General features: G+C 71.0%; 23 protein-coding genes and 1 pseudogene. 12 read left to right on the forward strand and 12 right to left on the reverse strand.

The features are described from left to right. Positions 1 to 69: 69 nt before the first annotated feature. Entirely contained in the window at positions 70 to 1,380 is a 1,311-nt protein-coding gene (locus ACXN5W_RS08490) for a glycosyltransferase family 4 protein (RefSeq protein WP_473157620.1), read from the reverse strand. 138 nt (positions 1,381 to 1,518) lie between these two features. Further along, positions 1,519 to 3,450 (reverse strand): amylo-alpha-1,6-glucosidase, encoded by a 1,932-nt coding sequence (locus ACXN5W_RS08495; RefSeq protein WP_473157621.1) that lies wholly within the window; start codon positions 3,448 to 3,450, stop codon positions 1,519 to 1,521. Positions 3,451 to 3,543: 93 nt separating this feature from the next. Here ACXN5W_RS08495 and ACXN5W_RS08500 point away from each other — a divergent pair, with 93 nt between their 5' ends. Next, on the forward strand, positions 3,544 to 6,207 hold the full coding sequence (locus ACXN5W_RS08500; RefSeq protein ID WP_473157622.1) for an MGH1-like glycoside hydrolase domain-containing protein: 2,664 nt from the start codon (positions 3,544 to 3,546) through the stop codon (positions 6,205 to 6,207). 129 nt (positions 6,208 to 6,336) lie between these two features. Here the strand turns inward: ACXN5W_RS08500 and ACXN5W_RS08505 are convergent, their stop codons facing one another. Together ACXN5W_RS08505 and ACXN5W_RS08510 are read right to left on the reverse strand one after the other, a co-directional pair. Continuing rightward, a complete protein-coding gene (locus ACXN5W_RS08505) occupies positions 6,337 to 6,621 on the reverse strand; it encodes a hypothetical protein (protein ID WP_473157623.1) in 285 nt (94 codons plus the stop codon). Between the two features lie 104 nt (positions 6,622 to 6,725). Next, the gene (locus ACXN5W_RS08510) at positions 6,726 to 7,211 is read right to left on the reverse strand and encodes a hypothetical protein (RefSeq protein WP_473157624.1); all 486 of its coding nucleotides are present in this window, start codon (positions 7,209 to 7,211) and stop codon (positions 6,726 to 6,728) included. 352 nt (positions 7,212 to 7,563) lie between these two features. Between ACXN5W_RS08510 and ACXN5W_RS08515 the strand changes: the two genes are divergently transcribed. Both ACXN5W_RS08515 and ACXN5W_RS08520 read left to right on the forward strand, forming a co-directional pair. Then, on the forward strand, positions 7,564 to 8,745 hold the full coding sequence (locus ACXN5W_RS08515) for a DUF998 domain-containing protein (RefSeq protein ID WP_473157625.1): 1,182 nt from the start codon (positions 7,564 to 7,566) through the stop codon (positions 8,743 to 8,745). Positions 8,746 to 8,866: 121 nt separating this feature from the next. After that, the gene (locus ACXN5W_RS08520) at positions 8,867 to 10,306 is read left to right on the forward strand and encodes an AAA family ATPase (protein WP_473157626.1); all 1,440 of its coding nucleotides are present in this window, start codon (positions 8,867 to 8,869) and stop codon (positions 10,304 to 10,306) included. 598 nt (positions 10,307 to 10,904) lie between these two features. Here the strand turns inward: ACXN5W_RS08520 and ACXN5W_RS08525 are convergent. The 3 genes from ACXN5W_RS08525 to ACXN5W_RS08535 form a co-directional block, all read right to left on the reverse strand. Further along, positions 10,905 to 12,281: a D-alanyl-D-alanine carboxypeptidase family protein gene (locus tag ACXN5W_RS08525; protein ID WP_473157627.1), complete on the reverse strand. Its 1,377-nt coding sequence runs from the start codon at positions 12,279 to 12,281 to the stop codon at positions 10,905 to 10,907. An 85-nt stretch (positions 12,282 to 12,366) separates the two neighbouring features. After that, complete coding sequence (locus ACXN5W_RS08530) at positions 12,367 to 13,263, reverse strand: aldo/keto reductase (RefSeq protein WP_473157628.1); 897 nt, start codon at positions 13,261 to 13,263, stop codon at positions 12,367 to 12,369. A 74-nt stretch (positions 13,264 to 13,337) separates the two neighbouring features. Then, positions 13,338 to 15,386 carry a hypothetical protein gene (locus ACXN5W_RS08535; RefSeq protein ID WP_473157629.1) on the reverse strand — a complete coding sequence of 683 codons (2,049 nt, stop codon included), beginning with the start codon at positions 15,384 to 15,386 and terminating at the stop codon, positions 13,338 to 13,340. Positions 15,387 to 15,889: 503 nt separating this feature from the next. Between ACXN5W_RS08535 and ACXN5W_RS08540 the strand changes: the two genes are divergently transcribed. The 3 genes from ACXN5W_RS08540 to ACXN5W_RS08550 all read left to right on the forward strand — a co-directional run bounded on the left by ACXN5W_RS08540 (position 15,890) and on the right by ACXN5W_RS08550 (position 17,793). Further along, positions 15,890 to 16,780: a helix-turn-helix domain-containing protein gene (locus ACXN5W_RS08540; RefSeq protein ID WP_473157630.1), complete on the forward strand. Its 891-nt coding sequence runs from the start codon at positions 15,890 to 15,892 to the stop codon at positions 16,778 to 16,780. Next, on the forward strand, positions 16,773 to 16,973 hold the full coding sequence (locus ACXN5W_RS08545; RefSeq protein WP_473157631.1) for a DUF397 domain-containing protein: 201 nt from the start codon (positions 16,773 to 16,775) through the stop codon (positions 16,971 to 16,973). Before ACXN5W_RS08540 ends, ACXN5W_RS08545 begins: the two co-directional genes overlap by 8 nt. A 172-nt stretch (positions 16,974 to 17,145) precedes the next feature. Continuing rightward, entirely contained in the window at positions 17,146 to 17,793 is a 648-nt protein-coding gene (locus ACXN5W_RS08550; protein WP_473157632.1) for a LysE family translocator, read from the forward strand. A 3-nt stretch (positions 17,794 to 17,796) separates the two neighbouring features. On the opposite strand, the gene ACXN5W_RS08555 is transcribed toward ACXN5W_RS08550, so the two are convergent. After that, a complete protein-coding gene (locus ACXN5W_RS08555) occupies positions 17,797 to 18,144 on the reverse strand; it encodes a hypothetical protein (RefSeq protein WP_473157633.1) in 348 nt (115 codons plus the stop codon). Between the two features lie 215 nt (positions 18,145 to 18,359). Beyond that, on the reverse strand, positions 18,360 to 18,812 hold the full coding sequence (locus ACXN5W_RS08560) for a peptidase inhibitor family I36 protein (RefSeq protein ID WP_473157634.1): 453 nt from the start codon (positions 18,810 to 18,812) through the stop codon (positions 18,360 to 18,362). 176 nt (positions 18,813 to 18,988) lie between these two features. Between ACXN5W_RS08560 and ACXN5W_RS08565 the strand changes: the two genes are divergently transcribed. After that, positions 18,989 to 19,504, forward strand: coding sequence for a YfbM family protein (locus ACXN5W_RS08565; protein WP_473157710.1), 516 nt, complete (start codon positions 18,989 to 18,991; stop codon positions 19,502 to 19,504). 35 nt (positions 19,505 to 19,539) lie between these two features. Here the strand turns inward: ACXN5W_RS08565 and ACXN5W_RS08570 are convergent, their stop codons facing one another. Then, a complete protein-coding gene (locus ACXN5W_RS08570; protein WP_473157635.1) occupies positions 19,540 to 19,941 on the reverse strand; it encodes a nuclear transport factor 2 family protein in 402 nt (133 codons plus the stop codon). A 98-nt stretch (positions 19,942 to 20,039) separates the two neighbouring features. On the opposite strand from ACXN5W_RS08570, the gene ACXN5W_RS08575 reads away from it, so the two are divergent. Further along, positions 20,040 to 20,630 (forward strand): TetR/AcrR family transcriptional regulator, encoded by a 591-nt coding sequence (locus ACXN5W_RS08575; protein WP_473157636.1) that lies wholly within the window; start codon positions 20,040 to 20,042, stop codon positions 20,628 to 20,630. A gap of 9 nt (positions 20,631 to 20,639) precedes the next feature. On the opposite strand, the gene ACXN5W_RS08580 is transcribed toward ACXN5W_RS08575, so the two are convergent. Further along, positions 20,640 to 21,086: a MarR family winged helix-turn-helix transcriptional regulator gene (locus tag ACXN5W_RS08580; RefSeq protein WP_473157637.1), complete on the reverse strand. Its 447-nt coding sequence runs from the start codon at positions 21,084 to 21,086 to the stop codon at positions 20,640 to 20,642. Between the two features lie 70 nt (positions 21,087 to 21,156). Between ACXN5W_RS08580 and ACXN5W_RS08585 the strand changes: the two genes are divergently transcribed. Then, positions 21,157 to 22,101, forward strand: coding sequence for an NAD-dependent epimerase/dehydratase family protein (locus ACXN5W_RS08585; RefSeq protein ID WP_473157638.1), 945 nt, complete (start codon positions 21,157 to 21,159; stop codon positions 22,099 to 22,101). A 95-nt stretch (positions 22,102 to 22,196) separates the two neighbouring features. After that, positions 22,197 to 22,754, forward strand: a complete 558-nt coding sequence (locus ACXN5W_RS08590; RefSeq protein ID WP_473157639.1) for a GNAT family N-acetyltransferase — start codon at positions 22,197 to 22,199, stop codon at positions 22,752 to 22,754. On the opposite strand, the gene ACXN5W_RS08595 is transcribed toward ACXN5W_RS08590, so the two are convergent. Beyond that, the gene (locus ACXN5W_RS08595; protein WP_473157640.1) at positions 22,741 to 23,946 is read right to left on the reverse strand and encodes a winged helix DNA-binding domain-containing protein; all 1,206 of its coding nucleotides are present in this window, start codon (positions 23,944 to 23,946) and stop codon (positions 22,741 to 22,743) included. The genes ACXN5W_RS08590 and ACXN5W_RS08595 overlap by 14 nt on opposite strands. Positions 23,947 to 24,177: 231 nt before the next feature. Between ACXN5W_RS08595 and ACXN5W_RS08600 the strand changes: the two are divergent. Then, positions 24,178 to 24,570: pseudogene (locus ACXN5W_RS08600) on the forward strand (RHS repeat-associated core domain-containing protein); the annotation flags it as partial. 123 nt (positions 24,571 to 24,693) lie between these two features. Next, entirely contained in the window at positions 24,694 to 25,404 is a 711-nt protein-coding gene (locus ACXN5W_RS08605) for a hypothetical protein (RefSeq protein ID WP_473157641.1), read from the forward strand. The last annotated feature ends 379 nt before the right edge of the window (positions 25,405 to 25,783 follow it).

Here is a 25,783-nt window from a genome sequence, read left to right on the forward strand (position 1 = left end):
TCCCGCGCACGGGACTCAGGGGAGTATCTACTCAGGCCCGTCGGCCCGATCTACTCAATCGATGCCCGCTCAACCGGTGGCGGCCAGCTCCAGCAGGTTGCCCTCCGGGACGACCACCTTGGCCCGGACCTTCGGCGCGCCGCGATCCGGCAGCCGGCCCCGGACCGCCTCGGCGTACACCGAGGCGGTACGGGCGGCGATCGACGACCAGCCGTACCGCTCGCTGACCATGCTGCGCGCCTGGCGAGCCATCCGGCGGGCGAAGAACTCGTCGCCGATGAGTGTGCCGACGGCGTCGGCCAAGGCCACTGGGTCGCTGTGCGGGAAGGTCACCCCGGTGACGCCCGGCTCGACGATCTCGGCCAGCCCGCCGGTGGCCGACACCGCCAGTGGTGCGCCCGCGGCGGCGGCCTCCAGGGCGATCATGCCGAACGGCTCGTAGAGGCTGGGCACCACGGTGGCGTCGGTCGCGCCCAGCACGGCCGGGAGCTGCCGCTCGGACTGGAAACCGATGAACCTGACGTTCTGCTCCAGCCGTAGCTGCCGGGCCTGCTCCTGCAACTGCGGCCGGTACGGGCCGTCGCCGGCGATCAGCACCCGCAGCCCCGGATGCCGCTCGCGCAGCCGGGGCACGGCGCCGACCAGATGTTGCACGCCCTTCTCGTAGACCAGCCGGCCGGCGAAGCCGATCAGCGGGCCGGAGCCGGCGTACCGGTGCCGGGCCGAGGCGACCGCGTGCGGCCGGGCCTGCCACGCCCGGTCGTCGACCCCGTTGGGTACGACGGTGACCCGCCCGGCCGGCAGGCCGAACAGCCGGGTCACCTCGTCGCGCATGTAACCCGAGCAGGCGATCACCTGGTCGGACTCGTGGGCCAGCCAGTGTTCGACCGAGTGGATCGTCTTGTTCAACTCGCCGGGCAGCCAGCCCTGGTGCCGGCCGGCCTCGGTGGCGTGGATCGTGGTGACCAGCGGCAGGCCGAGGTGCTCGGCCAGGGTGACGGCGGTGTGCGCGACCAGCCAGTCGTGGGCGTGGACCACGTCGTATCGTTCGGCGCCGGCGGCCCGTAGCGCGGTGCGCAGCAGGGTGTGGTTGAAGGCCATGGTCCAGGCCAGCAGCGAGCCGGTGGCCAGCGGAAAGCTGACCGGGTCCTCGGGGGCGCGCACCACGCGCACGCCGTCGACGTACTCCTCCAGGGCCGCGCCGTCGGCGTGCCGGGTGACCACCGTGACGTCGTGACCGGCGGCCGCGAGCGCGACCGACAGCGCGTGGACGTGCCGGCCGAGGCCCCCGACCAGCACGGGCGGGTACTCCCAGGAGAGCAGCAGCACCCGCCGCGGCTTGATCGTCTGGATGTCGAGTTCCTGCGCGTTCAGTGGCATCGGCCCGCCTCCTCGCCGTCAGGTCGTCCCGGCCGGCACGCGCCGTTGCGTGCCGGCCGGCAGCTCAGCTCCGCGACTCCATCGTGCTGGAGCCTCGCTAACCAGCGGCGACGTCGCGGTTTCCATGGTGTGACGGTCTCAGACCAGGTCGCGGGCGCGTAGAACTTCCGCCACCGACCACGCCTGGAAGGGACAACCGGTGGCCGCGTGCGGCGCCAGTCCGTCGGCTGTCTCGCTCACCGATCCTAGGCCGAACTCCGACAAATGGCCATCTATGCCTGACAATGCCTCATTGATTGGCACACCGCCCCGGCGACAGGCGTCCACGTACGGCCCGAGCAGCCACGGCCAGACCGTGCCCTGGTGGTACGCGGCGTCCCGCGCCCCCGGCCCACCCCGGTGCCGGCCCACGAACTCCGGGGCGTCCGGCGCCAGGCTGCGCAGCCCGAGCGGGGTCAGCAGGGCGGCGCCCACCGCGCGCAGCGCCACCGGGTCGACCGGCAGCGGGGCGTGCGGCAGCGACCAGGCGAGCAACTGGTTGGGACGCAGCGCGTCGTCGTCATGCTCGGCCACCCCCTTCGGGTACGGCGCGGGCGGCGCGTCCAGCACGTCGTACAGCCAGCCGGCCGGCGCCGGGAAACGGCGCCGGAACGCCGCGACGGCGCGTTCGTGGACGGCGCCGGCGGCACCGGCGTCCCCGCCGACCATCCCGGCCAGCTCGACCACCCCGGCCAGCCCGTTGACCCACAGCCCGTTCACCTCGACGGGCTTGCCGGCCCGCCGGGTCACCGGCTGACCCTGCACCCGGGCGTCCATCCAGGTGAGCGCGACGCCGGGGGAGCCGGAGGTCAGCAGGCCGTCGGTGTCGACGCGGATGCCGTACCGGGTGCCGGCCAGGTGGCCGTCGACGATCCCCCGCAGCCCCGGCAGCAGCTCGGCGGCCAGGTCGGTGTCGTTCTCCCGCATTACGTGCCGGGTCACCGCGTGCAGGAACCACAGGCTCGCGTCGACCGTGTTGTACTCCACCTGCCCGGTGTCGGCCGTGTTCGCCAGCATCCCCCGCGACAGGGTGCCGGCGTACGCCCGCAGCAGCTCCCGGCCCTCGGCGGCCCGGCCGGTGGCCAGGAACAGGCCCTCGTAGGCGGTCATGGTGTCCCGGGACCAGGCGCCGAACCAGGGATACCCGGCCACCACGTCCGGCCCGGTGCGGGTGCGGACCACGAACGTGTCGGCCGCGAGCGCCAGGGTCGCGGCCACGTCGTCGGCGGGCCGGGCGGCGGCCACCACCGACCGGTTCCGCCGGCGGGCCGCGGCCACCACCTCACCGGCCGGCGGCGGCGGGTCGGTCAGGTCACCGGCCCAGGCCAGCACCTCGACCGTGTCGCCCGGCCGGTCCAGCACACCGGAGAAGTTTCCCGCGTACCACAGGTCCTCCTCGGCGGCCAGCCCGCGCTCGGCCTCCGCGCGGTGGTACACGCCGCGCCACCAGTGACCCGTCGTCCGCCACCCGGGGCCGCGCAGCCGGTACGCGTCCTCGAGCACCGCGCCGTCGGCCACCGGGGCGGTCCGCAGCGGCGGCCCGTCGGCCCGCCGCTCCCCGTGGGCGTCCCGCCAGGTGCAGACCGCGGCCAGGTCCAGCCGGACCGGCGGCCCGGACACCAGCCGGTGGACCACGGCCACGGCCGGCCGGCCGTACGTCATCGCCAGTTCCCGTTCGACGACGGTCTCGCCGATCCGCCACCGCCACCGGGGCAGGCCGTCGACCAGCTCGAAGCGTTCCAGCAACTCGAATCCGCGCGGGTCGACCACCCCGGAGGCCCACTCGTGCCCGCCCAGCCGGACCCGGGCGCCGGAGTCGAGGGTCAGCGCGGGGTCGAGGGACACCAGCCCCACCTGGCGGCGGGCCGGCACGTCGCCGGACACCACGAGCAGCCCGTGGTAGCGGCGGGTCCGCACACCCGCGACGGTGCCCATGGCGTACCCGCCGAGACCGTCGGTGAGCAGCCACTCCCGTCCGGTGCCCGCGGTGATGTCGCCGCACACCTGCGGACCGAATCCGATATCGATCACTACTCCTCCATCGGCCGAAGGGCTCGGTACCCGTAACATGCCCCGGAAACACCGCCCGTTCCGTGAAGGTTGGATAAAGATCCTTAAGCCGAGGTGATCACTGCCGTGCCGCCCGTCCACAACCCGGCGCAGGACCCCGAACGGCTCCGGCTGGCCGAGGCCGACGCCGGCGAACGGCCGTGGCGTGCCTGGGGCCCCTACCTGGCCGAACGGGCCTGGGGGACGGTACGGGAGGACTACAGCGAACACGGCACCGCGTGGCAGTACTTCCCGCACGACCAGGCCCGGTCCCGCGCCTACCGCTGGAACGAGGACGGCATGGCGGGAGTCTGCGACGACCGGCAGACCTTCTGTTTCGGTCTCGCTCTGTGGAACGGCGTCGACCCGATCCTCAAGGAGCGGATGTTCGGGCTCGACGGGCACGGCGGAAACCACGGTGAGGACGCCAAGGACTACTGGTGGTACCAGGACTCCACGCCGACCCACTCGTGGATGCGGTGGCGGTACCACTACCCGCAGGCGGCCTTCCCCTACGACGACCTGGTCGCCGAGAACGCCCGACGGCGGCGGGACGAGTCGGAGTACGAGCTGGTCGACACCGGCGTCTTCGACGACGACAGGTACTGGGCGGTGACCGTCGACTACGCCAAGGCGTCCCCGACCGACCTGTGTGTGCTGGTGACGGTGGCCAACCGGGGCGACCGGCCGGCCCGGCTGCACCTGCTGCCGACGCTGTGGTTCCGCAACACCTGGTCCTGGGGACTCCCGGGCCGGGACCGGACCCCCGAGATCGCCGGCGAACCCGGCCGGCTGGTGGCCCGACACGCCGAACTGGGCCAGCTCGTGCTGGCCGGGGAGGGCGAACCGACCCCGCTGCTGTGCGACAACGAGACCAACACCCGCCGGCTGTGGGGGCTGCCGGGGCGCAGCGCGTACCCCAAGGACGGCATCAACGACCACGTGGTCACCGGCGCCGCGACCGTCAACCCGGCACGGGTGGGCAGCAAGGGCGCCCTGCACTACATCCTCGACGTACCGGCCGGCGGCGAGGCCCGGATCCGGCTGCGGCTGGCCGCGACGGCACCGCCGCCCGCGCCCGACGACGCCCCGGAACTGGACCTCGGCCCCGGGCACGCGGCGGTGCTGGCGAACCGGCGGGCCGAGGCGGACCTGTTCTTCGCCGGGGTGATCCCGGCCGCGGCGTCCGCCGAGGAGACCGCGGTGGCCCGGCAGGCCATCGCGGGGCTGATGTGGGGCAAGCAGTTCTACCACTTCGACGTGCGGCAGTGGCTCGCCGGCGACACGACCGCGGTGCCGCCGCCGGCCGGCCGCCGGCACGGCCGCAACAGCGCCTGGTCCCACCTGAGCTGCTTCGACATCATCTCCATGCCGGACCCCTGGGAGTATCCCTGGTTCGCCGCCTGGGACCTGGCCTTCCACTGCGTGAGCATCGCCCGGGTCGACCCGGGATTCGCCAAGGCGCAACTGCTGTTGCTGCTGCGCGAGTGGTACCTGCACCCCAACGGCCAGATCCCGGCGTACGAGTGGGCGTTCGGCGACGTGAACCCGCCGGTCCACGCCTGGGCCGCGCTCCAGGTGTTCGCCATCGACGGCGGTCGGGACTTCGACTTCCTGGCCCGGGTGATGCACAAGCTGCTGCTGAACTTCACCTGGTGGGTCAACCGCAAGGACACCGGTGGCAACAACGTGTTCGAGGGCGGCTTCCTCGGGCTGGACAACGTGGGACCGTTCGACCGCTCGGCGGCGCTGCCCGTGGCCGGCGTGCTGGAGCAGTCCGACGGCACCGGCTGGATGGCCATGTACGCGCTCAACATGCTCGACATGGCGCTCGTGCTGGCGGTACACGACCCGACGTACTCGGACCTGGCCACCAAGTTCTTCGAGCACTTCGCGCTGATCGCCGCCGCCGCGTACGAGCAGGGACTGTGGGACGACGAGGACGGCTTCTTCCACGACGTGCTGCGGCTGCCCGACGGCAGCCGGGTGCCGCTGCGGGTGCGCTCGGTGGTGGGGCTGCTGCCGCTGACCGCCACCACCCGGCTGACCTCCGAGACGCTGCGCCGGCTGCCCGACGTGGCCGCCCGGCTGCGCTGGTCACTGGCCAACCGGCCCGAGTACGCGGAGGTGGTCGGCGGCCGGCGACTCGGCCCCGACGGCCGCCAGCAGCGGCTGCTGGCGATGGTCGGCCCGGACCAGATGATCCGGCTGCTGGCCCGGATGCTCGACCCGGCGGAGTTCCTGTCCCCGTACGGGCTGCGCACGCTGTCCCGTCGGCACCTGGCCGAGCCGTTCTCGGTCAACCTCGGCGGCCAGGTCTTCACCGTCGGGTACGAGCCGGCCGAGTCGACAAGCGGGCTGTTCGGCGGCAACTCCAACTGGCGGGGCCCGATCTGGCTGCCCACCAACTACCTGCTGATCGCCGCGCTGCGCGACTACGCGGCCTTCTACGGCGACGACCTGCTGGTGGAGTACCCCACCGGCTCCGGGCAGAAGCGCACGCTGCGGCAGATCGCCGACGACCTGTCGGAGCGGCTGATCTCGCTGTTCGTCCCGAACGAGGACGGCCGGCGGCCGATCTACGGCGCGAACGAGCTGTTCCAGACCCGGCCGGACTGGAAGGACCTGATCGTCTTCCCCGAGTACTTCCACGGAGACAACGGCGCCGGACTGGGCGCCTGGCACCAGACCGGCTGGTCCGCCCTGGTCGCCGACCTCATCCTCACGCTCCGCGGCTGAGGTGAAAGGAAGGGCACCTTGTTATCGCTTTTCGTATAGCAAGGGCCCCCGCTTAACGGCGGAGCAGGGCCGCTGTGCTGCCCGCGACAGCCCTCGGCCAGGCCCGGATGGAAGCGCCGGGCAGGAAGGTCAGTTCGGGTGTGGCGAGTCGTGGCGGACGATGGCGACAGCCACCCGGCAGAACTCGTTCATGTCCGGGTTGAAGCTCGCGGCGATGTCCGGGTGCAGACCCGAGCGGGTCTCGTCCAGCAGCCGCCGGCAGACCTCCTCGACCGGTTCGCCCGCGTAGGCGGCCCGGATCCGGTCGGTGGCCGCGCGCAGCGCCGAGGTCAACTGCTCCTCCAGCGGAGCCCGCAGCTTCTGCTGGACCGGGTCCATACCGCGCGGATCGAGCGTCACGTGTGGCTCGGACATGGGACTCCCTTCCTTCGACGTCTGCGGTACCCACCGCGGTAGCCGGGCAGACCGGTCACTGCCGGTCTGCCCGACGGCTGGCGGTCATACCCGCCAGATTCACCTCAAACCGGGGCTTCCGGGACTACCTCCCGCCGGGTCGACGGCTCCGGAACGACCGGGTGTAACGGACGCAACGCGGCGACCCGGACGACGTACGAAATCTCCTCGGCCGCCTCTTCCTGGTATGACAGCCTGCGGATCTGCCGCTCGTCGCCGTAGAGCACCACATCCACCAGTACCCCGAGATGGGCCAGTCCGAGCGCGCCTACCCGTTTTTTGTCCTGGAGTACCGTGCCCACTCCGCCGACCAGTTGCGCCGCGTCCACCACCCGGTGCGCGGGCGGACAGCGCAGCACGATGTCCAGCTCCACCGGGCCGGTGAGGGCGCGCCAGCCCTGCTGCTGCGCCGCGGAGCAGGCGGCGGTGAGCAGTGCCCGGACCCGGGACGCCTGCCGGTGCCCGGCGGCGAACACCGAAAGCCCATCCGTCCTGATCGGTGGCATCCCGCTCACCTCGAATGACAACTCGGGTGCCTGGGTGTCGTACACGACGGCACCTCCTCGTCTTCTCGACGATCATGGCCCACCGTCGCACCCTCCGGGTGGATTTCACCGATCGGGTACGCGGCGGTGGTGTCGACGTCGGCGGCGACCGGCCGGTTGAACATCGACCACGGTAGCGGAGAAGCGGTCCCGAGCGGGAGTCCCGACCACTGACGTAAGGAGGGGCCCCGTTTTATCGCTTTCTGTAGAGGAAGGGCCCCCGCTTAACGGCTGCGATCCGGCGTACCCCCGCTGGTGTGCCCGGCGGGTCCGTGGGAACAGGTAGCTCCGGCGGGTCTGTGGAAACAGGTAGCTTCGGTACGGTCCGACCCCGTTGGTGTGCTGGAGGCGGTGGACGATGACTCAGGCTGGCGAGGCGGTCGGGATGCCCCGGCGGCGCGGCCGGCTGGCGCCGCCGGCCCGGCCCGGCCGGCGCCAGCGGCTGGCCGGCTTCGTCCGCCGCCGCCGGGCCGCACGCCGCCAACGTCCGGCCCGGCCGATCCGCCCGGTGATCCTTCCCCGGTGGCTGCTGAACCGGTGGCTGCTGAACCGGTGGCTGCTGAACCGGTGGCTGCTGAACCGGTGGCGGGCGGTCGCGCGACTGCTCGGGCTGTCCACCGCGGCGCTGTCGCTGGCACTGTTCGCCCTGCTGCACGTACTGGTCGCCCGGCTCAGCCCGGTGGCCGACACGATCAGCGACTATGCGCTGTCCCCGGCCGGTTGGATCTTCGACGGCGGCGTGCTGGCCCTGGCGGCCGGCTCGGTGGCCCTGCTCGGACCGCTGCTGGGACACCCGGTCGCGCCGTCCGGGCCAGGCGCACCGCCGGCCTCTCCCGCGCCCACCGGGCCGGTCACGCCGCCTGCGACGGCTGGGACGTCCAGGCCGGGCACGCCGCCTGCGACGGCTGGGACGTCCAGGCCGGGCACGCCGCTCGGGACGTCCGCGCCGTCCGTACCGGGGCCGTCGTCCGGGACGCCCGGCCCGCCCACGTCGACCGCGCCGGCCGTACCCGTAACAGCGCCCGGGACGTCCGCGCCGGTCGCCCGGATCGGTCCGGTCGGGGCCCGTGGGTGGCGGTCCGTCACCGGTACGCGGGGAATGGCCGCCTGTTTTGGCTGTTGGTGCCTCGGGCTCGTGGTCCTGACGGCGTTTCCCCGGGACCCGGTGGGCGCCCCGGTCAGCCTGACCGGGGAGATCCACCAGTGGGCTTCGGTGGCCGCGCTGCTGGGACTGCCGCTCGGCGCGCTGCTGACCGCGCTACGACATCGGATCGGCGGCGCCCGGGTGGTTGGCGCGGCCGCGGCGGTCTGCCTGACCGCGCTGGTTCCGTTCGTGATCGCCTACCTGGCCGGCTCACCCCTGAAGCCGTACGTCGGATTGTTGGAGCGGCTCGTGGTGCTCGGCGAGATCGTCCTGCTCGTGCTGCTCGGCACGGTTCTGCGGCCGACCCGGAGCGCACGGCCCGCCGGCCGGTCCGGCTGGATGATGCCCCGCCCCTTCGGCCGGGTCCGCCCGGGCGCCTGGCGTCGGCCCCGCTAGGCCGGCGCGGGCGGGCCGTCCCGATCCCGACAGGCCGGCGCGGGCGGGCCGGTCCTACCCGGGGGTACGGGTACGCGGGAAGTTGGTTGCCACCGCGGCGCGGGAACGGGATCCTCGGCCCGTGTCTGATCTCCTTCCGGTGCTGTGGTTGTGTGGACCGTCCGGGGTGGGCAAGTCCACCCTCGGCTGGGAGCTGTTCAGTGGGCTGCCCGGCGCCGGCTACGTCGACATCGACCAGCTTGGCATGTGCTATCCGACCATCCCGGCGGATCCGGACCGGACCGTGCTGGCGGCGCGTGTCCTCGGGCGCGTGGTGGACAACTTCCGGGCGGCCGGCGCCAGTTGTCTGGTCGTCTCCGGTTGCCTCGACGCCCGGCGCGGCGTCCACACCGAGTACCTGTCGAACGCCGCGCTCAGCGTGCTCCGGCTGCGCTGCGACCAGCCGGAGCTGCGTCGGCGGCTGGTCGAGCGGGCCCGCCCCGGCGAGCAGCCGGAACCGGCACTGCGTGAGGCCGAACTCCTCGACCGTACCGGGCTGCCGTATCCCGTCCTGGACACCACCGCGCGCTCCGCCGCCGAGGCGCTCGCGTCCGTCCGCGCCCACTGGCCGGTTCCGCCACCGCGACGGCCGGCCGATCCGACGGATCCAATGGACCGTGCCAACCCGGCGCACAGTGCCGACCAGGCGGACCGTGCCGACGCGGTGGGCCGTGCCGACGCGGTGGACCGTGCCGACCCGGTGGACCGTGCCGACCCGGTGGACCGTGCCGACCCGGTGGACCGTGCCGACCCGGTGGACCGTGCCGACCCGGTGGACCGTGCCGACCCGGTGGACCGTGCCGACACGGTGGGCCGTGCCGACCCGGTGGGCCGCGCCAGCCTTACCGATCCGGCCGGACCGACAACTCCGCCGAGCCGGCAACGGGCTTCGGGGCCCGGACCGGTCGACGCACCCGGCGAGATTGTCTGGCTGTGCGGCGCGACCGCTGTTGGCAAGTCGACAGCGGGCTTCCAGGTGGCGATGGCGTCCTGGCAGGCGGGGCACACCGCCGGGTTCGTCGACCTCCAGCAGATCGGCTTCCTCGACCCGACACCCGGCCGGACCCCGGCCGAGACAACCGGACAGACCCCGACCGCGACACCCGGCCGGACCTCGGCCGACGACCACCGGCTCAGAGCCGCCAACCTGGCGGCCGTGTGGCAGCACTTCCACGCGTACGGGGCCCGCCGGCTCGTCGTGGTCGGCCCGGTCGAGCGACCGGACGACGTACGGTGCTACACCGAGGCGGTACCGAACGCCAAGATCACCCTGTACCGGCTGCACGCCAGCCCCGACCGGCTACGTGAGCGGATCCGGCTGCGCGGGCAGGGCGGTGGCCCCAACATCGCCGGTGACGCGCTGCGCGGACAGCCCGAAATCGTGCTCGACCGGGCCCATGCGAGCGCGGTCGCCCAAGCCGATGCGCTGGACCGTGCCGGTCTCGGTGACGTGCGCGTGGACACCGACGGCCGTACCGCCGAAGATGTCTGCCGGGAGATCATCAAGACCAGCGGCTGGTGACCGAAGCAGATCGGCCGGTCCAGGTCGCCCGGTCCAGGTCGCCCGGTCCAGGTCGGCCGGTCCAGGTCGCCCGGTCCTGGCGCGGTGTCCGCAAGCCTTCACCGCTCACCGAACAATCATCCAGGAATGCTCGCTCACTGAAAGTGAGCATCAATCACTCCGACCCATGGCTTCTTCGCCTGCCTTTGCAATGCTTCCCTCCAGGCAACAGGCACACCGCGTAATCGGCGGTCCGGCCCGGAAAACCCGGCGCGATACATAACAGCAGCTCATCGTGGTGTCGCCTGGAGGGAAGCATTGCAAAGTGCGGAGCAGGCAGCAGGCGAGCCCCTTCTGGAGTGCTACTGAGTGTGAGGGGCGGGATGTCCGTCGGCATCGTCACTCACGGTGCCGACAGTGAACCGCCGTTGCCGCCCAACCGACCCGGTGAACCTTCCTGAACCTCGCGCTGGCTCGCCAGGATCGGACCAGTCGGAACCGGTCACCGGCGTTACCCGGCACCGGCGTCACCCGGCACCGGCGTCACCCGGCAACCCGATCAGCTGGCACGGGGTCAGCTGGCACGGGGTCAGCTGGCACGGGGTCAGCTGGCACGGGGTCAGCCGGCGGCGGTGACCGGGACGGTGGTCGTGGTGCCGGCCGGGCTGACCGCCGCGACGGTGCCGGTGTCCGGGGTGCTGAGCTGGTACGTCAGACCCGGCCAGCCGACTACCCGCAGGTCCTTGGCGGGCACCATGGATGTGGCGCCGTCCCCGGTCGCGACCGGTTGGCCGGCGCGCAGCACCGGATAGGTGTCCAGGGTGTCCCCGACGGCCCGGATCAGTCGTTGGCTGGCGTTCAGTGCCTGCGGCAGGCCGGCCAGTATCGTGCCGTGCTGGCCGAAGACGGCGCCGACGATCATGACGGTCCGGCCGTCGACCCGCCGTGTCGCGGCGAACAGCAGACACCCCCCGGCGGCGCTCATCGAGCCGGTCTTGATGCCGATCACGCCGTCCTTGCCGAGCAGCCGGTTGTAGTTCTTCACCTTGCCGGCGACCGGGATGGTCGCGCTCGACATTCGGACGATCTGCCGGAGCGTTGCCGAGCGCATCGCCGCCTGGCCGAGCTTGACCTGGTCGGCGGCCGTGCTGGTGGTGTGGGCATCCAGGCCGGACGGGTCGGTGTAGTGGGTGTGTCGCATTCCCAGCCGCGCCGCCGCGTCGTTCATCTTGGCGACGAATCCGGCGATGCCACCGGCGTCCCAGCGGGCCAGGATCCGGGCGATGTTGTCCGCCGACGGCAGCATCAGCGCCTCCAGCGCCTGCCGTTCGGTGAGCCGTTCGCCCGCGGTGACCGGTACCAGGGATTGACCTTCGGCCCGTTCCCGGGGGTAGCGGGCGGCCTCGGCCGCCGACACGGTGAGGGTGGGTCCGGCCGCGCCGGGGGCGAGCGGGTGGTCGCGCAGGATGATGTACGCGGTCATCACCTTCGTGACGCTGGCGATCGGCCGTGGGGTGGTGCCGCCCGACGAGCCCACCGTGCCGATCCCCTCGACGTCCACACTGGCCTGCCCGGTCTTCGGCCAGGGTAGCCGGGGGAGCGTGCCGGGGATCCGGTAGCTGCCCGGCAGGGAACGCTGCTGGTCGGTGGGGGCCCCCGACGACGCCAACCCGGTGGCGCTGGGCCGGGCGGGTCCGGCCAGGTCGTCGGCCACCGGTGTCGGGTCCCCGCCGGACCGCAGGGCGACGACCGCGGTGGTCGCGCCGAGCACGGCGGCCAACGCCGTACCGGAGATCAGCAGGGTACGTCGGGACGGACGCCGACGCCGGGTCCCGGCCGGCCCGCCGCTGGCGTCGGCCGACGGCCCACCCGGTGGGTACGGTCCGGCGCCGGTTGGTGGACCAGCGGGCGGGTCGGTCAGTGGGTACGGTCCGGCGCTGGCCGGGTCGGCCTGACGTGAGACGTACACCGTGCCGGTGGGGCGGGTGGGCTGCATCGGCGGCCTTCCTGCCGGGCCGCCGGGTCCGGCGGTCGTTCCGGCATCGTACGGCGATCTTGATCTGGCCCGCGACCCCGTCGGTTCAGCCCAGTTCGGCCAGCTCACGCGGGGTGAGCCGGAGTGCACCGGCGGCGATGTTGGCGGCCAGGTGCTCCGGGTCGCCGGTGCCGGGGATGACGAGTACGTGCGGTCCCTGGTGCAGCGTCCACGCCAGGCGCACCTGGTGCGGGGTGACTCCGTGCGCGGCGGCCACGGCCCGCACCGACGCGGCGTGCGTACCGGCGGCGCCGGCCTCGCGCCGGGAACCGGCCAGGGTGAAGAAGGGTACGAAGGCCACCCCCCGCTCCGCGCAGGCCCGCAGCAGGTCGTCGTCGGTGCGGTTGTTGTCGATGGCGTAGTTGTTCTGCACGCAGACGACGGGGGCGATGGTCCGCGCCTCGTCCAGGTGGTCGAGGCGCACGTTCGACAGGCCGAGGTGACGGATCTTGCCGGCCGTGCGCAACTCGGCCAGTGCGCCGAACGCCTCGGCCACCGAGTCCCGGCCGGGGCGCCTGACGATCCGCAGGTTCACCACGTCCAGGTGGTCGCGGCCGAGCTGGCGCAGGTTCTCCTCGACCTGGCGGCGCAGGTCGGCCGGATCGGCGGCCTCGGACAGGTGGCCGTCCTCGTCGCAGGCGAAGCCGACCTTGGTGGCGATGACCAGATCATCCGGGTACGGGTGCAGGGCCGCCCGGATCAGCTCGGCGGCGTACCGGGCGGGGCCGGTGCCCACCCCCAGGGTGCCGCCGGGGGAGCGGTAGAACGCCGCCGTGTCGATGTGGTTCACGCCCAGTTCCACCGCCCGCCGCAGCACGGTGATGGCCAGCTCACGGTCGGGACTGGCGGTCAGTCGCATCGAGCCGAAGCCCATCCGGTTCACGGTGCGGTCGCCCAGCGTCCAGGTGCCGGCGGCGGTCGCGGTGATCTCGTCGATTGGCATCCGGCGAGGCTAGCGCGGTGGCCCTGGGCTGCGCATTCATGCAATCACCCGATACCGGGACGGCGTACCCGATGCTAGTTTTGTTGTACTGGCGGAGCAGGCTCGCGGCGCTTTCTGCCCTGCACCTCGACGAAACGCTTGAGCAGCATCTCGTGCCGGAACTCGTACACGGGACCGACCGCGCGCAGGATGTTCCGCCGGTGCGCGTCCTCGAGGAAGGCCATCAGGCGCAGCGGCGTTCCCTCGGTACGGGCGAGGTCCACCGCCGCGAGCGCGGTGGCTACGGCGACGTTCCGGGCCAGCGCGGCGGTGATGGCGGTCATGAGCGCGAAGGTGGCGCCCACCGCGAGACCGGCCTGCGGGCCGTCGACGGATCCGGTCGATCCCCCGAAGAACAGCCCCACCGCGAGCCCCACCATGATTCCCAGCCCGAGCCGTAGGCCGAGGTGGTGCCGCCACACCTCCCGGGGGCCGAGCGTCCTGACCTCGATCTCCGCCGGGCCGATCCCGTCCCGGACAGGATCGAACACCCGGCCCGCGCCGAGGCCGATGATCGTGCCGGCCACCAGCCGAAAGCCCTGGCCGGTGGCGAGGATCGCGCCGAAGGTCAGGGTCAATGCTCCGGTGTAGAGGACCCAGGGTGGTGTCGGGTCATTCCCCAGTAGGCCCGACTTGGTCAGCAACACCGCTCCCGGGCCGGAGAGGGACCACACCACGAGCCCCACGGGGACGGCCCGGGGCGGAAAGATGTCCCGCCAGCCCGCGGTGATGATGGCGCCGTCGTCGCTGGAATTCGTCGGTTTCGAGGCCAGGCCCAGGAACATGAACACGGTGAAGCCCGTCCCGATGCTGCTGAACGCGGCGTAGAAAAGTTCCATTACGGGGGGTAAAAGGACGAACCCCACGATGATCTGCAGCGCCGCGGCGGCGGTCGCGGCGGCCAGGGGCGTGCGTCGGGAGGTGACCCAGGACGGGATCGTCCACCATTCCAACGAATGGTTCTCCTGCTCGTCGAGCCGTCGGGCCAGAAACAGCAGCGTGTTCGTGGCCTGGTCGATCGAGAACGGTGGTGCGGGTTGGCGCGGCCGGGGCCGGTACGCGGACCAGACGATCTCGTCGAGCAGGTGACGCTGGACGGCCAGCGGGGTGGGAAAGCGACCCGGGTCGAGCAGTTCGTCACCGCCGTGGTCATTCCCGGCGTTGTCGTAGATCTCTCTGGTGAGGCTGACGAAGAGCGGGTTGGCGAGCGCGGTCGCCAATCTCCCCCGTGGGTCCCCGGTGAGGTTCGCGGTGATCGCCGCCCAGGCCGGCGGGACCGGCTCTGGCCGGCCGTCTAGGAGGTACGTCACCGCGTCCGAAGGGTCGACGGCCTTCAGCTCCACCATCACGCCGGAGCCCTCCGGGATCTTCTGCAGCGTGGTGGACGCCTCATAGCCTCGGGAGATGAGCACGACCCGGTGGTTCGCGTCGCTCAACGCCGCCAGGATGACCGGTCGGAGGTTCTTCTGGACCTGGTCGAAGCCGTCGAGGAAAACCGAGATCCGGCCCTCCTCAAGCAACTCTTCGGCCGCCGCGCGCCCGGCGCGGCCTCGGAACATCGAGTACTGCCGGGCCAGCCGGCCGACGAGCCAGCGCGTCGGATCCTCGTCGTTGGGGTTCCAGCCGACCAAGTCGAACATGACCGGCACCGGCACCAAGGCGGCGCGGTCGGGTCCGACCTGCTTGCGGTGGTCGAGCGCCGCGCGCAGCAGCAACACGGCGGCCGTGGTCTTTCCGGCCGCGGGTTCTCCGGTGAGGATGAGCCGGCCCGATCCGAGTCCGCCGTAGACGGTGTGCAGTTCGTCGAGGCCGCCGCCCTCGGCCAGCGTCTCCTGGGTGACGCGCTGGACACCCGGTAGGGGGGTGAAGGTTTCCCGCCCGTCGACGGCCGACTTGAACTTCCTGGGTACCTTCCGGGTGGTCAACTGCCACCGCACCGGCAGCTGGGGTTGCGCCGTCAGCCGGCGGCGCTTGGCTTCCCTGTCCCACTGGCGTTTCACCGCTTTCGCCAGTTGGTCCGCCCAGCTGTCGAGCGTCCGTTCGGCCGCCGCCTGGCGTGCGGTCAACAACAAGGAGAGGCTCACGGCCACGACCATGACGACGGCCGCGAGTGGCGTGTACTTTCCCGGGATGCCGGCGGAGATGACGTTTGTCGCCAATCCAATCGGCAGGCTCAACAAGAGCAGGTAGTTTGCTATCCGGAGGGATCGCACACGCACTCCCAGTTCGCTCGCTCACCGGTGGCTTCGCTCAATCCGCCGCCTTGGCCGCCCCGGTCGGGTGTGGGCCATATCTTATGCGAATTCGGCACGGGGTCATCCGGCCTGGGCCGCTCGTTTTCCTCGGTCCGGACCGTCCGCTGACGCGGGCCTGATCACTCGCTTGTCCGGGACCGGATCGCTCGCCTCCTCGGCTTGAGCGTGGAAGTTCCACGTTTCGGAGCCGTTGTGGACGCCGCCTTTGCAACATGACCACGATGTTGTTCACGCACCGACAAATGCGATCGTCCCGTGTTGACCCGCTGCTGGCGTACGTCGTTGGGTCGGTTCATATCTGCTGTTTCTCGACCGGCGGAGGGGACGGTTCGATGGTGGAGGAGACGAGTGGTTCGACGGTGCCCCGGCGGCAACTCGGGCGGTACCTGACCCAGTTGCGCACCGACGCGGGGGTGTCGCTGGAGGACGCCGCTCGGGCGTTGCAGTGCTCGCGGCAGAAGGTCTGGCGGATCGAACGCGGGATGAGCCCGGTCCGCACCCCGGACCTGTCGGTGATGTGCGACCTCTACCGGGTCGTACCGTCGATGGCCGAGGTGTTGCACGGGGTGGCCAGGGAGAGTCGCTCGAAGGGCTGGTGGCAGGCGTACGGTGACGCCATCCCGGCGTGGTTCTCGCTGTACGTCGGGCTGGAGGAGGCGGCGTCCCGGCTGCGGTACTACAACGCCGAGATGATTCCCGGGCTGCTCCAGACCCGCGCGTTCATGCTGGAACTGCACCGGGTGAACCGGCCGGAGTTGCCGGCGGCGGAGCGGGACCGGGCCATCGCGGTCCGGCTGCACCGGCAGCGCCTGCTGGTCCGCCGGCTGCCCCCGGCGCCGGACCTGGACGTGATCCTCAGTGAGGCGGTGCTGCGCCGCCCGGTGCCGGACCGGGCGGTGATGCGGGACCAGTTGCACGCGCTGTGCGACAACGGACACCTGCCTAACATCCGGCTCCGGATCCTGCCGCTGGCCGCCGGGCCACCCCTCGCGGGCGAGGCCGGCACCTTCGTCATCCTGGACTTTCCCCGGTTGCAACCGACCACGCCGGCCGAACCGACCACCATCTACAGCGAGGGGCTGACCGGCGCGCTCTATCTGGACCGGCCGGGCGAGGTGGCCGCGTACGTCCGGGTCTGGCGTGGGCTGGAGGCGGCGGCCCTCGATGAGGGACAATCACGGAAGCTGATCGAATCGATCGCGGAGGAGTACGCCGATGACTGACCTGACCGGGGCCCGCTGGCGGACCAGCACCCGCAGCGGCACCAACGGTGGCGAGTGTGTCGAGGTCGCCGACAACCTGCCGGGCCTGGTGGCGGTGCGGGACAGCAAGGACCGGCCCGGCCCGGTGCTGCGGTTCGGCCCGGACGGCTGGCGCGCCTTCGTCACCGCCACGGCGACCGGCCGGTTCCACTGACCCGAAGCCCTCGACGTGCCAGCCGACTGGGCTGAGATCCGCCGCCGACTGCGCCGGCCGTTGCCGGTCGGCCGGGCTGAGAGCCGCCAACGGCCGGTTGTGCTGAGGGCCGCCGGCGGCCGGCTGTGGGAACACGGTTTTCCGGGCCGGGCCGGCATGCCAGGATCGAGTGATGATCACGTTGTCGGCGCTGCTCGGGGTCGGCGCCGTCGCGCTGGCGATGGTGCTCACCCCCGGGCCGAACATGATGTATCTGGTCTCCCGCAGCATCACCCAGGGACGGCGTGCCGGGGTCATCTCGCTCGCCGGTGTGGCGGTCGGCTTCGGTGTGTACCTCACCGCCACCAACCTGGGCCTCGCCGCGATCTTCGTGGCGGTGCCCACCCTGTACGTCGCGCTCAAGCTGGCCGGTGCCGGTTACCTGGCCTGGCTCGCGATCAAGGCGTTGCGCCCCGGTGGTGTGTCGGTGTTCCAGCCGGTCGAGCTGCCGCCGGACCCGGCCCGCCGGCTGTTCGGGATGGGCCTGCTGACCAACCTGCTCAACCCGAAGATCGCCGTCATGTACCTCTCGCTGATCCCGCAGTTCGTCCAGCCGGCACGCGGGCACGTCGTGGCCCAGGGCTTCCTGCTCGGCGGCGTCCAGATCATCGTGGCGTTGACGGTGAACCTGCTGATCGTGCTCGCCGCGGGCGCGGTTTCGACGTTCCTCACCCGCCGACCCGGTTGGCTTCGCCTCCAGCGGTACGTCATGGGCACCGTCCTCGGGGCGCTGGCCGTGCGGCTGGCCACCGACCGGGCCCGGCCGGTCGCCGCCGGCTGACCGCTACTGGCTCAGATCCTGGATCCGGGCCAGCTTCTCGTGCAGCTCGAACGCGGCGGTCAGGTCGTCCTCGGACTCGCGTACCCAGCAGGGGCTGTCGTCGCCCAGCTCGACCAGCCGCACACCGGCGGCCGTACCGTCCGGGTTGCTGAACAGCACGACGGGCCGCAACGGCGGGGCGGTGCCGGCGGTGGAGGCGACGCCCGCGCCATCGACCGCGACGCCCGCGCCACCCGCGAGGCCTGCCCCGCCGGGTGTGGTCACCGACCCCTGCCAGCCGATGATCCGACCGACGAGCCGCTGGTCGCCCGCCAACCGGCCGTAGTAGAGCGGGTAGGGCTGCGGGATCATGGCGTCCTTCTTTCCGCGACGAGTTCGGGGTCGCGGTTCGGTGTTCGGCCGATGCGGCCGTCCAGGTGCCCCGAAGGGCGACCCGGACGGCCGCGCCGAACCCGGCGACTCCGGTCGGCACGGGCGCTGCCCGCTACCGGCCGCGTGATCATCGATGGCTTCCTGAGTGGAGTCCTCCGGCCGCCCCGGCTCGGTCGAGAACTTCTACGCCGTTCCTACCAGGCGCGCGGCACCCAGACGCTGGCCGGGGTGAAGCCACCGAAGTCCGGCAGGCTGGTGTTCGCCGGAACCTGGTACGGCTCGCCGACGCAGTCGTCGTTCAGGAACATCGCCGCGCCGCTGTTGTGCGTGTTGATCGCGGAGTGGGCCAAGCCGTCCCAGTGATGGTCCACCAGGCTGACGCAGGTGCCGTACTCCACGATGGACGTGACGGTGAACCGAGACCCGGTGTAGTTGGTGCCGGTGAACAGGCACAGGTTGCCGGTGGGGCAGGTGCCGGGAGTGCCCGAAGGGCTGGGCGAGGTGTTGGGAATGGGGCTGGCCGAGGGGCTGTAGTGGGGCCGCGGGCGGGAAGCCGGGCTGGCCGGGGCGGTGGTGGCCACCCCGAGCACGGCTGCCGACGCCGCCGCGGCGACGAGCAGGATGGAACGGAGCTGTTTTGGTGACAAGTCAACCTCCACATCTTGACGTCCATATTTAGACGTACCTCGATAATAGAGGTGATCGTGGATGTTTGGTGGGTGCCGTTACCTGGACGTTCGCTGAGACCCCCGGAGGGTCCTCGACCGCCCGGACAGCGGGCCCGTACGTGTCGGAGCCGTCCTCTAACCTGCCCGCCGTGAGCATGAACGGGAACTGGCTGAGAATGACGGCGGAGCACCTGGCGCGGGCGAAAGACGACCTCGACTGGGCGTACGAGCGGGCCCAGGACGCGGCTGACAACGCGGACGGGCGATGGCTCGGCACGGACAAGACCTGGCACGCGCTGGACTTTCTGCTGGACCGCTACGGTTTCCGGGTGCCGATCGTGTACGGCGCCGAGCCGTTCGTCGACACCGCTGAGGATGGGTACGACGAAGCGGACGACGAGGATCCTGAGGCGGGCGACTGGGGCTACGGCCCGCCCCGGTACCTGACGCCGCGGCAGGTGGCCCTCGCCGCCACCGACCTGGCCCGGCTCACCGAGGAGGACCTGCTCCGTGGTGTCGACCCCGCCGAACTGACCCGCGCCGAGATCTACCCGGACGTCTGGGACCGGCCCGACGAGCTGACCTGGGCCGTTCACTGCCTGCCCGACGTCAGGGAGTTCTTCGCCGCGGCGGCCAGGGACGGCGACGCGGTGCTCTGCTGGCTCGACTGACTCCCGACGCCCGGAAGCCTCCCGGATCGGTCCGCTCAGGGTCGCAGGGGTGTCCGGCGAGGGCGGATGGTCCGGTGCGTGATCCGCCAGCCCTGCTGCCCGCGCTCGATGGTGTCCTCGTAGGTGACGCTGCCGACCGATCCATCGGCCATCACGCCCAGGCCTTTGGACAGCGCCCGGACCATGCCGTCGGCTGTCTCCTCGAGCACGATGTTCGTGACGTGGTGGGCGACCGGGTTCGCCTCGCCGAGGGCGAGTGCGGCCTCCCGGATGCCGGCCAGCCCTTCGAGGACGCCCCCGCCGAGGGCGGTCACGTCATACCTCACGTCCTCGGCGAACGCGGCGGACAGCCCGTCGAAGTCGCCGCTGTCGGTCAGGTGCCCGTGCAGGTTGACGAGGTCCGTGATCGCGAATCGTTCCGCTGGGGTGAGGGTCATGGCCGTCCTTTCGAGCCGGTGGAGCCGGATCGGTAGGTCCACGGGACTTCCACTTAAGTGGGGAACCCCCCGGTTATCTGCGGGTAGAGTAAATGGGGATGTCCCCGAATGGCAAACGCGGCGCTCGTGCCGATGCCCAACGCAACGCCACGGTCCTGCTCGCCGCCGCCCGCGAACTGGTGCGGGAGGTCGGCAGCGAGGTCACGCTCGATCAGGTGGCCCGGCGTGCCGGCGTCGGCAACGCGACGCTGTACCGACACTTCCCGACCCGTGCGGACCTGCTCGCCGCGGTCTACGCCGACGAGGTGGCGACGCTGTGCCGTCACGGCGCGCAGTTGCTCAGTGCGCCGTCACCGTTGGACGCGCTCTTCACCTGGCTTGCCGAGTTCGCGGTCCATGTGGCGACGAAGCGCCCGCTCGCCCTGGCTGCGACCGCGGGGCCGGGTGGGCGTCGGGGCCCCCGGTTCGACGAGTGGCACTCGTCGATCACCGCGACCGCCGCCGATCTGGTCGGGCGGGCCCGACCGGCCCTGCGAGCTGACCTCACCGTCGGCGACGTGTTGGCGTTGGCCAGCGGCGTGGCACTCGCCACCGACACCGGGCAGGTACGTCGGCTGGTCGGGTTCCTCCGTACCGGGCTGTCCGTCCCGGCGGACGACCCGGACGGTCCTGTCCACCCGGTGTCGTGATTCCGCTGGCTAGGTCCTGTCGTGGGTGACGACGACCCGCAGGGCGTCCCGTAGCTGCTGTCGATCCGCCGGGTCGAGCGGTGCGAGCAGTTGCCGCTCCGCCTCGTCGCTCGCCTGGAGGGCGCGGTGGAGGACGTCCGTGCCGTGCTCGGTCAGCTCGACCACGTTGCGACGCCGATCCCGCGCGTGCGGATGGCGGGTTACGAGGTTCCTCGCCTCGAGGGTGTCGAGCAGGGCGACCATGGTCGTCCGGTCCACCCCCAGCCGCTGCGCCGCCTGCTGTTGCGAGGCTGGTTCGTGGCCGGCGAGCACGAGCAGGACCCCCAGCTCGCGCGCGTCGATGTTGAACGGTGCCAAGGCCCGCGCGTGGAGCTCCTGGAGCCGGATCGCGGCGTGCTTGAGCAGATAGCCCAGCCGCCTGCTCAGCTCCGGCCCCGGTCCACTGTCGCTCGACATGGGCAGAGCCTAGCGTTACCCTAATCGTCAGCTTGACTGATGATCAGTAGTCCTAACAAATGGAGCGATCATGATCCTGGTAACCGGCGGGCTGGGTTTCATCGGGTCCCACACCGTGCGGGCGCTACTGGACGCCGGCCAGGAGTGCGTGCTCGTGCAACGTCGCCCCGCCGAACAGCCGGCCGGCTTCTTCGACGTACCGGTCCGGCTCGAACAGGCCGACGTGACCGACCTGGCCGGCCTGCGCGACCTCGGCGCCCGGCACCGGATCACCGGGATCGTCCACCTCGCCGGCTCGATGCCCTGGCCGCCCGGCGCCGAACCGCCGGTAGCCGCGACCCGCCGCGCGCTCGGCGGACTGCTCAACATCATCCAGGTCGCCCAGGACTGGGGCGTGTCCCGGGTGGGCGTGGCCAGCACGATCGGCGTCTATGCCGGCGTCGCGGCCGACGGCCCGCTCAGCGAGGACTCGCCACTGTCCATGAGCGCGCCGCACCTCATCCCGACCTTCAAGAAGATCGGCGAACTGCTCAACGCACACCTGACCGACGCCACCGGCATCGACATCGTCAACTACCGCATCTCCGGCGTCTGGGGGCCACTCGGCAGGCCCGGCCTGTTCTTCGCCGCGCCCGACCTCATCCACGCCGCCGCCCACGGGCACACCCCGGACCTGTCCGGGCTCCGCGCCCCCGCGTACGCCGAGGACTCGCTCGACCTCTGCTACGTCAAGGACGCCGGCCGGGCGATCGCGCTGCTGCAAACCGCCGACACCCTCCAGCACCGCACCTACAACGTCGGATCCGGCCGCGCCACGACCAACGCCGAGGTCATCGCCGCGATCAAGAAGGTCGTACCCGACGCCCGGATCGATCTGCCCGCCGGTGAGAAGACCAGCTTCGGCCACCTCGACATCACCCGCCTCCGGCAGGACACCGGCTACCAGCCCGAATACGACACCGAACGGGCCGCCGCCGACTACATCTCCTGGCTGCGCGCCGGCAACGAACGCTGACCGCCGACCGCTGCCCACCGGGGCGAGAGCCGGGGCCGCGACGGTCCGGACCGCACCGGCTCGTCCCATCGCCGGGTCCCGACTACCGTCACCGGATGGCCGAACTGATCCTGCCGACCACCCGCCTGCACGCCGCCTTCCTGGCCTGCCGCGCCGACTGGGGACCCGGCCGCCACGAGGACGGCTTCGGCCTGGCCGCCGCAGACGACGTGGACACCCCGGACGGCTTCGCCGACTGGGTGCACGAACGGATCCGGCTGACCCACCCGACGGGTACGCCCTGCCCGCCCGGAAGGCACGGAACCCCCCGGTGGATCGTCGAGGACGGCGAGGTCCTCGGGGGGATCGTCCTGCGACACAGGTTCGACGACCGGGTCGGCCACATCGGCTACGGCGTGCGCCCCTCCGCCCGCCGCCGGGGACTGGCGAGCTGGGCGCTGGGCGAGATGCTCGACGAGGCCCGAGCCGCCCTCGGCCTGGACCGCGTCCTCGTCCCGTGCCTCGCGGACAACGTCGCGTCGGCCCGCACGATCGAACGCAATGGCGGCGTCCTCGAAGGCATTCGCGACACCTCGCACGGCCCGGTACGGCGCTACTGGATCAGCCTGGGGCCCTTCCTTTCCCCGACGCCGGCTGCGGTCAGGGCCAGGTGAACCGGAGCGGCAGGTCAAGATAGCGGGCGTACGGGTCGAACGCCTCCTCCACCCGGGAGCGTTCCTTCGCGGTGAGGCCCACCAGCGGCAGGATCTCCACGGTGGCGCGAGTCTTGCCCAGGGTGCGCTTCCAGGTGCCGATCACCCGTCCGGCGCGCACGACAGTGGACCGGAACACCCCGTTCCCGCCGGGGACGACCGCCGCCAGGTGTTCCCGGTCCATCATCAGGGACCGATCCTTGAAACCCAGCATGTACTCGTCGAAGCCGGGCAGCACGAGCAGATCGTCCACCTCGGCGAGCAGGCTCGGGGCGGCGGTGGCAGTGTCGAGCAGCGCCCGGTCGACGTACAGCGTGGTGCCGTCGCACTCGACGGTGGCCAGCGCGTCACCCGCGACGGCGATGCCGCGCTTGACATCGGTGGCGGTCAGCCCGGTCCAGCCGGCCAGGTCCTGCCGGCTGGTGGGGCCGTGGCTGCGGAAGTAACGGACGGCGATCAGGGCCAGCGCCTCGTCCCGATCGGGCCGGCGCGGATCGGGCACCCACTCGTCGAGCAGTACGAAGGTCTGTTCCTTGCCGACGTTCGGCGCGATGCAGGTGACACCGCGCTGGCTCGCGTACCACAGCAGGTGGTATCCGAGCTGGCCGGCGGTGTCGATGCCGGCGGCGGTCAACGCGGCGACGCACTCGGCACGGGTGAGCCGGCCGCCACCGGCCAACGTCGCGCCGAGCACGTCAACGGCCCGGTCGGCGGTCTCCGTGCTGAGGCCGAGAACCGCACGCCGCGCGGCGGCCCCGGCGAGCGCCCGCGCACCCGTCAGGTCCAGCATCCAGTGCGCGTCGCGCGGCGGCACCAGGTGAACGGTGCCACGCATCGGCCAGGTGCGGATCGCCTCCCGCCGCTCCAGCGCCGCCTGCACGCCATCCTGGTCGAGATGCGGCAGCCGTACGCCCAACGACCACATGCCGCTGGCCAGATCCTGCGCCTGCATCGCCCCGAACCACTCGACCACCCCGGCCACGTCGCCCGGCCGGCGCTCGGTGTCGGTCGGTCGGCGCTCGGCGTTGGTTGGAGCGTCCGGCCGACGCTGGGTGCCGGTTGGCTTGGTGCCGGTTGGCTCGGTGGCGTCCCCGCCGCGCAGCAGCAGGCTGGACATCCGCAGCGCGAGCACCTGGCTCGGGGTCAGCTCCACGGCCGGAAGCGTAACCGTTCGCCCCGACAGTCTCGCACCGTCGATGACCAGCTCCTCGACGTCGACGATCGCATCCACCCACACCGTCGCGGCGGTCAAGACTGGGCCGCCGAGTACGACGAGTATTTCGGGCAGGTGGAAGACTTCGACCTCATGGACGACTTCCTGGGCCGTGATGTTGGTCTGGCCTGATCGTGATGGTCTGTTTCTGCGGATGGATGGCGCGGCTGAATTGGTGCCGCAACGGTCACCGGCACCCGCTACTACAGCCACGGCGGCGTCACCATCGCCTCCCGTACTTCCGCCGGGAAGGTCAGCTATCTCATCCCCGACTGGCAGGGCACCAGCCAACTCAGCATCGACGCCGTCACCCACGCCGTCACCCGCCGGCAGTACCTCCCGTTCGGACAGCCCCGGGGCACCCAACCCGGCGCCTGGCCCGGGACCCGCGGCTACGTCGGCGGCGACGAGGACACCACCACCGGCCTGACCACACTCGGCGCCCGCGTCTACAACCCCACCCTTGGCCGCTTTCTGTCTCCCGACCCTGTCCTCGACTCCGCCAGCCCCAACCAGCTCAACGGATACGCCTACGCAGGCAACGATCCCACCACCCTCTCCGACCCGTCCGGACTACGGGCCAAAGACCCCGACCTCGACGACCAGTTCGGCCATTCCAAACCGGGCACCGGCAAAAAATCCAATCCAGTGATACATCTCGGCAGCTGGTCTAGCCAAAAAGCTAACGTGCCGAACATCCCGCCGGAGAGACTACGGGTACTTCGCGCCGATCTCGATATGTTCATCAAGGAGAACCCGAAGACCTGGAACATTCCAGGCTCGCAGGCGAACAAGGCAATGATGGTTCGCGTCCGCTGGGCGATCTACGGGTCTATGAAGTCCAAGGATGTCTGGGATGCCCTAAAGGGGCCGATAGTTTCCACAGTTGTAGGTGCGGTCGGGGCTGCGCTCTGTCCCGAGACCGCGGGTGTGGGCTGCTTGATAGCTGCTGGAGCAATAGCCGGCATCGCAGGCCAGTGCGTGGACGACTGCGATAACGCCGAGGCAATGGGGTTGGCGGCAGTGCTCGGCGGGGCAACGGGCGGGAAAGGCCCCGACCATATTGCGCTAGGATTGTCAGAAACGGTGGGCGACTTCTCTGCAACTGTAGGTGCGAGGCATCTTATGGGTCAGGCGGAAGGCGAATGGCAAGAATCGGTAGTTCGCGACGCTTATGACTCCAATACAAGGTTCAGTGTGAACCTTGACGGAGTGGAGAATGTGGGCGGCTCGATAACCCGAGGAAAGTATCGAGAGCTCAAGCAAGGCTGGCAAGTCGACGGGCAAGATCCTAGCTGGTTCGACTGGGAGATGTATATCCTTGACCAGGCTGGTGCGTGGGATAGGGTGACCTTCTATCAAGGCGGCCAGGTTACCGAGAACCCATTCGCGCGTTAGGGGTTGGAATGTGGTACAACGTACCGTCGACTTATGTCGACCAGCGTCTCCCTCTCCTTCAAGATCGACCATTTTGGTTGCATTCGATGATTCCCACCCACGCGCAGCTCTTACTGCGTAGCGGGAAGCAGGGGAAGTACTCGAGTCGCATCGACATTGTCTTCAAGGATGTTCGGGCCTTGCGAGTCCCCCGTAAAATTCCAACCCTCTTTCTTAGGTTGGCTAATGCGGCTGAAAAGAGGCAAATTGATGACGAAGTGCCTCAGAATTTGATTGAAGGAGGGGCCATGTATGTGATCGAGTTGACACCAAAGTTCGCATACATTATAGCTGACTCAGCATTTATGGCCTTCGATTCAGAGCCAGATCCAAATCCCAG

The organism is Plantactinospora sp. A48, from assembly GCF_055793945.1.

Excerpts from the sequence above, each read along its gene's own strand:
- ACXN5W_RS08580 (WP_473157637.1), bottom strand. The coding sequence starts at position 21,086 with ATGTCGAGCGACAGTGGACCGGGGCCGGAGCTGAGCAGGCGGCTGGGC.
- ACXN5W_RS08505 (WP_473157623.1), bottom strand. The coding sequence starts at position 6,621 with ATGTCCGAGCCACACGTGACGCTCGATCCGCGCGGTATGGACCCGGTC.
- ACXN5W_RS08530 (WP_473157628.1), bottom strand. The coding sequence starts at position 13,263 with ATGCCAATCGACGAGATCACCGCGACCGCCGCCGGCACCTGGACGCTG.
- ACXN5W_RS08515 (WP_473157625.1), top strand. The coding sequence starts at position 7,564 with ATGACTCAGGCTGGCGAGGCGGTCGGGATGCCCCGGCGGCGCGGCCGG.
- ACXN5W_RS08545 (WP_473157631.1), top strand. The coding sequence starts at position 16,773 with ATGACTGACCTGACCGGGGCCCGCTGGCGGACCAGCACCCGCAGCGGC.
- ACXN5W_RS08550 (WP_473157632.1), top strand. The coding sequence starts at position 17,146 with ATGATCACGTTGTCGGCGCTGCTCGGGGTCGGCGCCGTCGCGCTGGCG.
- ACXN5W_RS08565 (WP_473157710.1), top strand. The coding sequence starts at position 18,989 with ATGAACGGGAACTGGCTGAGAATGACGGCGGAGCACCTGGCGCGGGCG.
- ACXN5W_RS08540 (WP_473157630.1), top strand. The coding sequence starts at position 15,890 with ATGGTGGAGGAGACGAGTGGTTCGACGGTGCCCCGGCGGCAACTCGGG.
- ACXN5W_RS08525 (WP_473157627.1), bottom strand. The coding sequence starts at position 12,281 with ATGCAGCCCACCCGCCCCACCGGCACGGTGTACGTCTCACGTCAGGCC.
- ACXN5W_RS08590 (WP_473157639.1), top strand. The coding sequence starts at position 22,197 with ATGGCCGAACTGATCCTGCCGACCACCCGCCTGCACGCCGCCTTCCTG.
- ACXN5W_RS08570 (WP_473157635.1), bottom strand. The coding sequence starts at position 19,941 with ATGACCCTCACCCCAGCGGAACGATTCGCGATCACGGACCTCGTCAAC.
- ACXN5W_RS08555 (WP_473157633.1), bottom strand. The coding sequence starts at position 18,144 with ATGATCCCGCAGCCCTACCCGCTCTACTACGGCCGGTTGGCGGGCGAC.
- ACXN5W_RS08575 (WP_473157636.1), top strand. The coding sequence starts at position 20,040 with ATGTCCCCGAATGGCAAACGCGGCGCTCGTGCCGATGCCCAACGCAAC.
- ACXN5W_RS08585 (WP_473157638.1), top strand. The coding sequence starts at position 21,157 with ATGATCCTGGTAACCGGCGGGCTGGGTTTCATCGGGTCCCACACCGTG.
- ACXN5W_RS08490 (WP_473157620.1), bottom strand. The coding sequence starts at position 1,380 with ATGCCACTGAACGCGCAGGAACTCGACATCCAGACGATCAAGCCGCGG.